This window comes from Epibacterium sp. ABZ3_068, assembly GCF_056159265.1.
Genome location: NZ_JBSWUV010000001.1, coordinates 2,139,456 through 2,150,245, shown reverse-complemented (window position 1 = coordinate 2,150,245; position 10,790 = coordinate 2,139,456). Strand labels below are relative to the sequence as shown.

Sequence of the window (10,790 nt, the reverse complement as noted above, 5' to 3'; positions counted from 1 at the left end):
GCAAAGAAACGCAGGTTGGAAGGACGCGCACTGGAATTGACCCCCACTGCATCCCTCCCTAGCTTGTGATGACGTAACGAGGGAAATCTTTTGATGGCAGGAGTAATGGCGCGGCTGCAGGGCTCGGGTTTGATGGCTCGCGCGCTGAGGTCAGCTTCGTGGATGATCATCGGTTATGGCGGCAGCCAAGCCATGCGGTTGGCGTCCAACCTGATCCTCACCCGTATCTTGTTTCCAGAAGCCTTTGGCATGATGGCTTTGGTCACGGTCATCGTAACCGGACTGGTCCTGTTCTCGGATGTCGGTATCGGTCCCTCCATCCTGCAAAGCAAGAAAGGCGATGATCCAGAGTTTCTGGACACGGCTTGGACCATTCAGGTGATCCGAGGGTTTTGCCTTTGGGGGGTCACCTTCCTTCTCGCCTGGCCGGTGTCGCAGTTTTATGAGGTGCCGGAGCTGGTCTATATCCTTCCAATCGCTGGCTCCATGCTCGCCGTGGAGGGCTTCAAGCCGACACGCATTGAAACAGCCCACCGCCATTTGATGGTCGGGCGCGTGACCCAACTGGAACTGGCCAGCCAGTTTCTAAGCCTCGCCATTATGGTCTGCGTCGCCCTTGCAACCAAATCTGTACTTGCATTGGTATTGGGCACAATCATGCAATCGGTGACATACTTGTTGTTTACCAGCTTCTATTTACCGGGACACCGCAACCGCATTTACTGGGAAAAGAGCTCGGCTCATGAGCTGGTCAAATTCGGCAAGTGGATATTTTTCTCCACCGCATTCTGGTTTGTCACGTCGCAGGGCGACCGGGCAATCCTCGGCAAGTTCATCCCACTAGAGACTTTGGGCATCTACAATATCGCCTTTTTTCTGGCGAGTTTCCCTATGGCGCTTGGCTATGCAGTCAATCAACGCCTCATGATCCCTGTGTATCGCGACACACCGTTAAACGACAACGGGCAGGCCCTGCGCAAGCAACGTCTCCTGCGATTTGGTCTTTCGCTGGGGATACTTTCCCTGGTCTGGATCATGGCTCTTGTAGGCCCGTGGATCGTCGAATTTCTTTATGATGACCGATATACAATGGCCGGAGCGATAATTGTCCCACTGGCCCTGGCGCTAGCGCCAGCGATCATTGTGATGACATATGATCAAGCGGCATTGGCCGCGGGTGACAGTAAGACCTTCTTTGCCGTTGGAGCAACGCGCGCAATCTCCCAGACAACATTGTTCTTATTCGGTGTCATCTGGTTTGGTCTGCCCGGCGGAATCGTTGCGATGGGAGCAGCGTTATTGATCAGTTACCCTGTCATTGTTGCTTTGGCGGTAAAACACCGGGTCTGGGATCCGCTCCATGACATCACAATGATGTCCCTATCAATGGTGGTGGGCGCGTTTGCGCTCAACCTTCATTGGGAGGTAATCATGTCGATGATCGACACTCTCAAGCCTTAACTGCGCCTTGCGCCAGCAGCACGAGCCGCCAGTTCTCTTTTGCGCATTTTGCTTCGTTTTTTAATGGAGCGCGCATCTGTTTTAAGCTCAGGAACAGACACGACGGGCATCAAACCTGTTTCTCGCTCCATCTGCGAAGCAGTACGCAAAACAGGTCGCAACAATTCCAAGCCAAATGCCGCGACAAGTGCTGCCATCAAGCTCCCCAGGGCGCCCATTGCGGCTATTTTCTTTCGACCGCCACTTACCGGATAATCAGCCAAGGACGCTGCTTCGATGATTGTAAGGCGTTCAGACTGGCTTGAATTCTCAAGCCGAAACCCAACCTCCGCTTCGCTACGGCGCTCTACGATCGTGCCGAGTTGCGTTTGCAGCTGTTGGATCTGACGCTCGAAAGCTCCCAATTGACGCTCGACCTGTGGCGTGGTTTGCAACCCATCCGCAAGCTCTTCTTTGTGAGCGGTCAGCAGCGCCTCTTGTTCATCCAACGTGGCAAGCTCTTCTTCAATCTCTGCGAGCTTTCGGCGGGCGGTTGCCGGGCGCTCATTTTCACTGATCTGAGCAGCTGATCGACGCAGGGTGATTTTATCCCGCGCTATTTCCAAAAGGCTTTCGTTTAACTGCGAAATCTCACCCCGCCTAAGCTCTACGACGCCTGGAAGCGAAACATCGTTCTCGAAGCGAAATTTTGCAACTTCATCTTCTAACCGAACCAGCTCGGCTCTCAGCGCGCTTTCTTTCTCTACAAAAAACTGCAGCGTCTCGCGGGCTTGTTCAATTCTGGTTTGAACGCTCAAATCGATTATGCGCTCGGCAAACTCATTCGCGACCTTTTGTGCCAACTCGGGTGTGTCCATTGTCGCCACAACGGTCAGGACCGAAATCGTCCCGTCATCCGCAAAACCTTCTCGTGCCGCTGCAACCCCGGTAATAGAGATTGCGTCCCTCATCAGCCCGACAACTTCCGAAGGCTTCAACTGGGGCATTTCCGCATAGAGATCGAACTTATCCACGATCTCAAGCAATTGACTTCGCGCCATCAATCGCTGTTCGATCAATTGAATACGGCGCGCAGAGGAGCCATCCACTGTGGATTTGGCAAGATCATCCGCAATCGTTGGCTGTGCAACTTGGATCACTACCGAAGATTCATAGGTGTGCTCTTTTTGAAGCGCCCCCCATATGGATGCAAGGACACCCAAAATTGTCAACGTCACGATCAGGTGCACGCGACGACGAAGCATGTCGAGAAAATCTCGCAGCGAATAGATCGGACCCATAATGTACTCTAAACCGTTTTAATAATACCAACTGCATCACATCTGCAGCGTTTAAGCTCGTTTGCACCATAGCAAGCAGGCAAATCTATGACAAAAAAACCAATTCATCCAAAAAACTACGACCTCGTCCGAGCACGGTTCAACACAACTCCCAACAGCTGCGTGTGACCTGCCAGAATTTTTTCACAAGCAGCCAGGTCCTTGGCAGTTGTCTTCGTACCATCTGCAATCAAAAGAACACCATCCACCTGAGGTAGAAAAGCTGTGAGGTCATCATATTCCAAAACCGGCGGTAGATCAAACAAGGCGACATCCGCGCGGCTCTCTTCCATGATCCCATCGATGGCTTTGCTAGCGGTCGGATTATGAAGCACTTCAGAGCCGGACAGTTGTCCGGTGGCCCCATTTAGACCGACGACCAAACCATCTGCGACACACAACAGATGCTCATGTGCTGGCAGGCGCCCCGAAAGAAAGCCAGCCATGTCGCCTTCTGCCTCCAACGCCAAAGCATCGGCAACTCCGGGCTTGCGAAAATTCATGTCCATGACGATGGTGCGCGAATTCGGGACACGCGCCAAACCCTGCGCCAGATTCACTGTCATCCAGGTTGCTCCGCATCCGTTGGTTGGAGCAGCAATAGCAACGCGCCGCCACCCTTGCGCCCTGAGCGTATGCAACAAACGCGTGCGTAAAAGATCAATTGCCTTGGCGCTCTCCGTATCCCGAAAACGATCCACCAGCGGCAGTGCCCGGCTAACAGCCTGGTCGGTATCGACAGAGATCGCCTTTAATTGATCCCAAAGCGGTATATGCGGTCCAGGAAGCTTGGCCTCGGGCGCGACAACAAACTCAGGCTCCTGTTCCCCCGGGAGCATTGGCGGTCCAATCGAACCGGACGGCTCTGGGGGCTTCGAATCTGCCTCTGTACGCACAGCACGCCGATGAAAACTCTTTATGTCGTTAGACTTAGACACAGTAACCGCCTCCTGACCCTAGCCAGCATCAAGGTATTCTTGTTTAGCTTCAGGAGCTGGATTGCTCAAATCACGTAGATCTTTCATGATGAAAATGACATGCTCTCGGAGCCATAAAAAACAAACACAGGACTGTGTTCTACGCAACAGCAACATCTCGTCAATACCCAGTCCCCCGAAGCACGACGCCAACCGTGCGCTTTATGATGCGCGCGTCTTCAGTGAAGCACATGCCACACGCATATTCGCGATCAAAGACCTGGCGCAAGGTGAAACTGCTCTCGTTGCGTGCACAGACCTGCCACTTCCCGCTTATCCCGGGGCGAACCGCAAAATACGCCTCCGGATCACCGTATAATTCCAACTGATCGGGCATCATCGGGCGCGGTCCAACCAAGCTCATGTCCCCCTTGATAACATTCCAAACCTGGGGCAGTTCATCCAAAGAGGTCACGCGAAGAAACTTTCCGATGGGTGTGATACGTGGGTCATTCTTCAGCTTCTGTGTCGCATTCCATTCGGCTCTTAGCTTTGAATCAGACCGGAGATGAATTTCCAACATAGCATCCGCGTTTCGCACCATTGTGCGCAGTTTGAGGATGGCAAACACCTTGCCGTTTTTTCCCAACCTTTGTTGGGTATAGAAAGGAAGACCGCTCTCAATCCAAAGCGCTAGCGCGCAAAGCAGAACGATGGGCAGAAAGATGGGCGCGCTGAGAATGACAATGCAGACGTCCAAGAAGCGTTTGCCAAAACGCGCATAAATAGAATTCAGCCGCGCCGTCTGATTGCCAGATTCGATCGGCTGGCTGGCCACCGCCTCAGCGACAAAGCCGTCCCCCTTATTGCGCGATAATATTTCATTCATGACACCCCCAATGCCCCCACACCAAAAAAATCTTCAACACCGAACGCCACATAGACAGGGAACAGCTCCCTGTGCGCACCTTAAAACGTGCACTTGACCAAAGTACCTTGCTCCCCTCGTCAAACCCGTTGGTTTTTGATCCGCAAGCGCGAATATTGCTTCGCATAGATGCTTACATTAATTTCTTAGACAGTTTTTCATAAATACGGATTGGGAGTAACATAGTGTAAATCTTAGTTAAGATCACCCCCTACGATGGCAACAATTAACCTTTTGCATGAGGATTATCCGCAAAGGTATATATCTTCCATCAAAATAGGCACTTTACAAATAAACCCACGTCATTTGGAGAATCATAAAGTACGGCTGCTCACCCGGACTTAATCGTTTGTCGATAACGAGCGGGCGTGAAACTTGTCCAGCGTTTGAACGCTTCACTAAAACTTCCCACACTGGCATATCCCAAAGCGGCGGAAATCTCTTCTAGTCCGAGGGTCGTATCACACAAATACCGATGTGCCATATCTTTGCGAACATCATCCAGAATCTCTGAAAATCTCTGATTGCGCGCTCGAAGCTCCCGAGAAAGCGTCCTTGTGCTCATTTCAAGCTCTCGTGCGATGTCGCTCTGCGTCAGCTTTCCCTGTGACAAATTCAAGTGCAATGCTTTTCGCAATCGAAATTCGAGGGATTGCCCTTCGCGGCAGTCCGTTTCGCCCTGAATGCGAGTGAATTCACCCATTAACGCGTGCAAGTGTGGATCAGCGGTGCGCATGTTTCGCTGAAGGTCAGAGCTGGAGAATTGAATTTCATTTCGCCCAGCGTCAACCGTCACCCGGCACCCCCAATATCGGTCACGCGGACCTCCAGATGCGTGCGCAGGTAAATTCATCCGAACCGATTGTGCGCTCAGTGGGAGTGCGCCGGAGCGTGGTTCGACATAAATTCGCGCTGCTTTTAGCAGCATTGTCGCCAAAAATTCCAGATACTGACCGTGCGGAAACGCCGCTGCGCCATGAACGTCCCAAGTCAATTTTCCATCATGGGAAAAACTCAAATCCATTCCATCCGAGTAACAGAAGACCGCGCGACAGAAGGCGGAAAAGAAATCTGCGAGTGTTGGGGCGCTCAATGCAGAATAGGCAACCGCCCCCATCAAACGGAACTCCCGCCGCAAGCCCATAGTAAACCCAAAGTCGGCTTCCCCTGTAAGCCGTGCGAAACGTTCAAAAACCTCTGCGCTCTCCCGAAAGCACAATTGAGGATCACCCGTCTCAAGCAGGGTTTTGGAGGACAGGCGACTGATCGCAGTGCCGGAAATGAAGATGTCTCGCAACGCCATTCGCCGTATAACTTCCTGCACCAAAAGCGCTGGCCGACGCAGAGGTGCATTATTGCTTATTTCGCTATTTACGCCATGTAACATTTACAAAACTCACCAAAATATAACACCGAACCTGCAGCCAGACTTTGCAGCCGCAGTTCCAAAATCCGCTGGATCCTTCGAATTCGATCGCAACATTTGTGATGTTATTTTTTTGGAGAAACGTTATGCCCGCGCGGACGCGTAGAAAGAACGGGCATTGGTACAGCGCTGTACCCAATAGGTTTGCCCAAGCTCCGAAAACCTTTGGACGCGCACCCTCTCATCCACAGCCAAAGGATAGAGGTTTACCCCCAAAGGCATTATCTGTATGTGACGGGCTGGATTAAAAAAGGATGGCCCCCATGCCCCTGCAGGTTAATTCAGACCAGTGGATCGCCGCGAGCCTCGCATCTGAGACCTTGTGCCTTTGGAAAATGCACGATCAGAAAGCGGTTGATCTTCATACAGTGCAATGTGCCCGCGATATTGCCGCCGACGAGATTGGTGAGATCTTATCCCAGACAGGCTGGGATGCTGCTCCGATCTATGCATGTGGACTTCAAACTTCTGTTACAGCCAATGTTCCGACATCCGCAGTGGAGCTGCCCATCAAAACTGCGCCCGGCCGATTTGCGCCAGTACATGGGCTTGCAAATGTCATACAAGCAGACCCTTTTGGGCAACTGGGGCAGCCGGCTTGCATGGTGGCAGGTTTCCTTTCGTTAAATCCAAATTGGAACGGTGTGATCTGTATCGTTCTAGCGGACCGAAGCTATTGGGTTTTGGTAAGCGCAGATGAGATTGTGAGTTTCGCGTCAACACTTACGCCGCAAATGGGTAAATCTCTTGGGTTTGAAAGCTGTAATGATATGGCCTCGCTACAGGACGCTGTCAAAGACAGCCTGTCTCGGCCCGAGGCATTGGCGGTGCGGTTAAGCAGCACGCTTTTTGACGCGGAAATTACACAGCCCCCCCGAAATGACGCTGCGGCCTTGGGCTGGGGATATTTAATTGGTGCCGAACTCGCGGCGACACGCCCGTATTGGTTGGGGCAAAACCTTGCATTGCTCGCTCCGTTTGACAAACGCGCCCTTTATGCAGCGGCCTTCGAAAGCCAATACTTGCCATTTATCGCGGCAGATACAGACGACATGACCCTCGCGGGGTTACGCAAAACAAGACAACGCCACATCAAAATCGGGGCGGAATCAGCCTGACGCACCAATTGCTGCAATAACATTTTCGGCCTGTTCAAAATTGGAAGCAAGCATCCGGGTGAGCTTTGAGCGTTGGGAAAAATACGCGCCCACATGGCACAATTGTTTCGCAAAGGCCGGATCGACTCCGGGCTGCTCTTTGCGCGCGTCACTGTTTGAACAATGCCACCCGTTTTCCTGAGCATCGCGAATGATGAGTTTAAAACGCTGGACACAGTGCAACGCTGTATAGACTGCAAGATACTCCAGATATTCTTCAAATGGGACATCCATCGTATGATCAAACGTGTCCTCAACAACTTTGATCATATCATCCGGCGCAATTGGCCAGCATTCGTCCCCAATCAGCCATGCCAGATCTTCGGCACCGTGACGCGCTCCCGAAAGCTCAAACCCATTCCAACGCAGGAACCCATCGTCGCAGATAATTGCATAGCTCGGGCGGCAATGCCATTTGACGAACTGCCAATTGGACACGGTCATCAAATCCGCAACGGCTTGATAATCGAAACTTTCAGGAATTCCGTGGGAAAACAACTGAAGTGAATCTACGGACCCAACCAGGTTCTCCATCCACTCCTGCGTTGTACCTATTTTGGGAACCATCCCGCCTAGGCCTGTTTGCCTGGCTGCCGACTGGTATCGAAAGATAGAAGCGCACGCTTCTGCGGCGAGATCCAGCTGGTCGTCATGATCGTGTTCCAGCACTTCATCGCTCAGCTGTGTGCCACCCAAATCGGACTGGAACAAAATACCGTCAGTCATACCGAGGTAGGTTGGAATGTCGTCGCAAATCGGCGAAAGCTGTTCCAAGATCAGCCCTTCAAGATGCGTCCGGCGAAAGTTTCGACGCTGCGTAGCGATGACGGTTTCACCTGCGAAATGGATACGCAACGACGAGAAAGCGGAGTCTTTCAATGCTTCCATACTGGTCACATCTCGCCCAAAGTGACTGGCGGCCGTGCCCATAATCACCCTTTCACGATCGTTCAACGCTTCAACCATCGTCACCTCACAAGACCAATCAACCTTGGGAACCGCCCCAGCGCATAAGGACTGTTATAACTCGCAAATCTGAAGGTATTGCTCTAATTTCGAGCGCCACACTCGCTTTGCGATACTAAAATAGGTAAAATTGAATGTGGTGCGGAGCTACGTCAGTGCGGCGGTTCGGAACAAACGCACCTTTAGACCGCCATGCGCAACAGGGGCACCTGTTGGCAAGAAAGGTAACTTGGTTGACTTGGCGAGGCTCGTGTCGCTGGTCACGATCCCGACACGCCAGCCCTTGAACCGCTCCTTTAGAACCTCTCCCATGGTTCCGTGCAACGCATAAAGCAGCTTTTTATTGCCGATACGTGCCCCGTAAGGTGGGTTGATCATAACCAACCCTTTGGGCCCCTCTGGGGGATACAGATCGCTGATCGCCTGCGGCTGAAAAGTACACAGCTCAGCGACGCTTGCACGTTCTGCGTTTTGCAGGGCCATTTCCACAGCGCCCGCATTCCGGTCAGAGCCGTAAAAGCGGAAAGCCGTTGCGACCGCTGGCCCTGTCTGCTTGACCATCTGCCAGGCTTCAGAATCAAAGGTTGCCAATTGTTCGAATGCAAAGCTGCGGCTGCGCCCAGGCGCCAGACCGGCGGCGATTTCCGCAGCTTCAAGCACAAATGTTCCAGATCCGCACATTGGGTCAACAACGGGTTCCTCCCCGTTGAAACCACATTCGCGCAGAAACATCGCAGCCATCGTTTCTCGCATCGGCGCCTTGCCGACGGCCGCTTTGTGCCCGCGTTTGTGCAGCGGCTCACCAGACGTATCCACGCTTAATACACATGTATTATCGTCGATCCGAAGTTTTACCGTGATCAGAGCGTCTTCTGCGATCTCAACGCCCAACTCCTCGGCCAAAGCGCGTTCAATCCGTTCGGTCGCTGCACCTGCGTGATAGATTTTTGATTTTTTGTTTGTTGTCGTTTCGACCTTCACCGGTACATCGGGGCGCAGAACATCGGCCCAAGGAAACTTGCGCGCCCGTTTATCCAGTTGCGCCAAATGGAACGCGCGAAATTCTCCGATACGGGCCAGGACACGAGTTGCCCCGCGTAGCAGATAATTGGCCCGCCACACATCAGGCCACGCCCCTTGGGTCATCACCCCGCCCGGAATGATCTTGGAGACTTTAAACCCAAGCCCGCGCGCCTCGGCGGCAAGCGGGTGTTCAAGCCCTGGGGGCACCATCAGAAAAATTTCGAAGTCAGTTGCTTGATCCATACGCCTTTGATTACCCGCAAACTCTTGTGCCTGCGATGGCAAAATGGAGGCCGCAAAAAAAGAAACGGGCCACAAAGGGCCCGCTTCAGAGTGTTCTGCCTTGAGAAGGGATTAAACCGCCTTGGTCAAGGCATCGACCAGATCTGTCTTTTCCCAGCTGAAGCCGCCATCCGCATCAGGAGTTCGACCAAAGTGACCATAAGCAGCCGTGCGCTGATAGATCGGTTTATTCAGGCCCAGATGGGTGCGAATGCCGCGCGGCGTCAGATCAATGACTTTTGGGATTGCGGCTTCGATGGCAGCGGCCTCGACATTGCCGGTGTCGTGCAGGTCTGCATAGATCGACAACGGAGCGGCCACGCCGATGGCATAAGACAGCTGAATGGTGCAGCGCTCAGCCATGCCGGCAGCAACCACATTTTTCGCCAGATAGCGCGCAACATAGGCTGCCGAACGGTCAACCTTGGTCGGGTCTTTACCAGAGAAGGCCCCGCCACCATGAGGCGCCGCGCCGCCATATGTATCCACGATGATCTTGCGGCCGGTCAGACCTGCGTCGCCGTCTGGTCCGCCAATCACAAATTTGCCTGTTGGGTTAACGTGCCAGATGGTTTCATCCGTCAACCAACCTTCAGGCAGAACCTCGTGGAAATAGGGCTCAACAATAGCACGGATGTCGTTGGAGGTCAGTGTTTCATCCAGGTGCTGAGTGGACAGAACCAGCGAACTGATGCCAACAGGCTTCCCGTCACGGTAGTTCACCGACAGCTGAGATTTTGCATCCGGCCCCAGCGCTGGCTCGGTGCCGTTTTTGCGAACTTCGGCAAGGCGGCGCAGTATCGCGTGGGAATATTGGATCGGAGCGGGCATCAGCGCCTCGGTCTCATTGGTGGCAAAGCCAAACATGATCCCTTGGTCGCCGGCGCCCTCATCCTTGTCAGCGGCGGCATCAACACCCTGCGCAATATGAGCAGACTGCTCGTGCAACAGATTGGTGATTTCCACGGTCTCATGGTGGAATTTGTCCTGCTCGTATCCGATGTCTTTGATACAAGCGCGGGCGATCTCATCGATCTTGCCCATATAATCGTGCAGCTTATCCTGATCGGACAGGCCGACTTCGCCCCCGATGACCACGCGATTGGTGGTGGCAAAGGTCTCTGCCGCAACGCGGGCTTCCGGCTCTTCTGCCAGAAATGCGTCCAACACAGCATCGGAAATCCGGTCACAGACTTTGTCCGGGTGACCCTCGGATACCGATTCCGAAGTAAAGGTGTAGTTCAATCGTGCCATTGGGAGGTGCTCCATTGTGAATTGCCCGTCACGCCAGGAAGCCGTTGTGACGAGAGT

At 53.1% G+C, this 10,790-nt stretch carries 9 protein-coding genes and 1 riboswitch; of the genes, 2 read left to right on the top strand and 7 right to left on the bottom strand.

Annotated elements, in window-relative coordinates:
• The first annotated feature begins 93 nt into the window (after nucleotides 1-93).
• Nucleotides 94-1,461 carry an oligosaccharide flippase family protein gene (locus ACXAEW_RS10390; RefSeq protein ID WP_474941251.1) on the top strand — a complete coding sequence of 456 codons (1,368 nt, stop codon included), beginning with the start codon at nucleotides 94-96 and terminating at the stop codon, nucleotides 1,459-1,461.
• Here ACXAEW_RS10390 and ACXAEW_RS10385 read toward each other — a convergent pair.
• From ACXAEW_RS10385 to ACXAEW_RS10370, 4 genes are all read right to left on the bottom strand, one after another.
• Nucleotides 1,458-2,741, bottom strand: coding sequence for a GumC family protein (locus ACXAEW_RS10385; RefSeq protein WP_474941250.1), 1,284 nt, complete (start codon nucleotides 2,739-2,741; stop codon nucleotides 1,458-1,460). The genes ACXAEW_RS10390 and ACXAEW_RS10385 overlap by 4 nt on opposite strands.
• Nucleotides 2,742-2,857: 116 nt before the next feature.
• Nucleotides 2,858-3,619: a P-loop NTPase family protein gene (locus tag ACXAEW_RS10380; protein WP_474941249.1), complete on the bottom strand. Its 762-nt coding sequence runs from the start codon at nucleotides 3,617-3,619 to the stop codon at nucleotides 2,858-2,860.
• Nucleotides 3,620-3,878: 259 nt separating this feature from the next.
• Nucleotides 3,879-4,586: a sugar transferase gene (locus tag ACXAEW_RS10375; RefSeq protein ID WP_474941248.1), complete on the bottom strand. Its 708-nt coding sequence runs from the start codon at nucleotides 4,584-4,586 to the stop codon at nucleotides 3,879-3,881.
• Between the two features lie 370 nt (nucleotides 4,587-4,956).
• Nucleotides 4,957-6,012 carry an AraC family transcriptional regulator gene (locus ACXAEW_RS10370; RefSeq protein ID WP_474941247.1) on the bottom strand — a complete coding sequence of 352 codons (1,056 nt, stop codon included), beginning with the start codon at nucleotides 6,010-6,012 and terminating at the stop codon, nucleotides 4,957-4,959.
• A gap of 302 nt (nucleotides 6,013-6,314) precedes the next feature.
• On the opposite strand from ACXAEW_RS10370, the gene ACXAEW_RS10365 reads away from it, so the two are divergent.
• Nucleotides 6,315-7,169, top strand: a complete 855-nt coding sequence (locus tag ACXAEW_RS10365; protein WP_474941246.1) for a 2-dehydro-3-deoxygalactonokinase — start codon at nucleotides 6,315-6,317, stop codon at nucleotides 7,167-7,169.
• Here the strand turns inward: ACXAEW_RS10365 and ACXAEW_RS10360 are convergent.
• From ACXAEW_RS10360 to metK, 3 genes are all read right to left on the bottom strand, one after another.
• Nucleotides 7,161-8,174: a hypothetical protein gene (locus ACXAEW_RS10360; protein WP_474941245.1), complete on the bottom strand. Its 1,014-nt coding sequence runs from the start codon at nucleotides 8,172-8,174 to the stop codon at nucleotides 7,161-7,163. The two genes, ACXAEW_RS10365 and ACXAEW_RS10360, sit on opposite strands and share 9 nt — an antisense overlap.
• 147 nt (nucleotides 8,175-8,321) lie before the next feature.
• Entirely contained in the window at nucleotides 8,322-9,440 is a 1,119-nt protein-coding gene (locus tag ACXAEW_RS10355; protein ID WP_474941244.1) for a THUMP domain-containing class I SAM-dependent RNA methyltransferase, read from the bottom strand.
• Nucleotides 9,441-9,551: 111 nt separating this feature from the next.
• On the bottom strand, nucleotides 9,552-10,733 hold the full coding sequence (gene metK, locus ACXAEW_RS10350) for a methionine adenosyltransferase (RefSeq protein ID WP_474941243.1): 1,182 nt from the start codon (nucleotides 10,731-10,733) through the stop codon (nucleotides 9,552-9,554).
• A gap of 7 nt (nucleotides 10,734-10,740) precedes the next feature.
• Nucleotides 10,741-10,789, bottom strand: a riboswitch (SAM-SAH riboswitch).
• Nucleotide 10,790 lies beyond the last annotated feature (1 nt).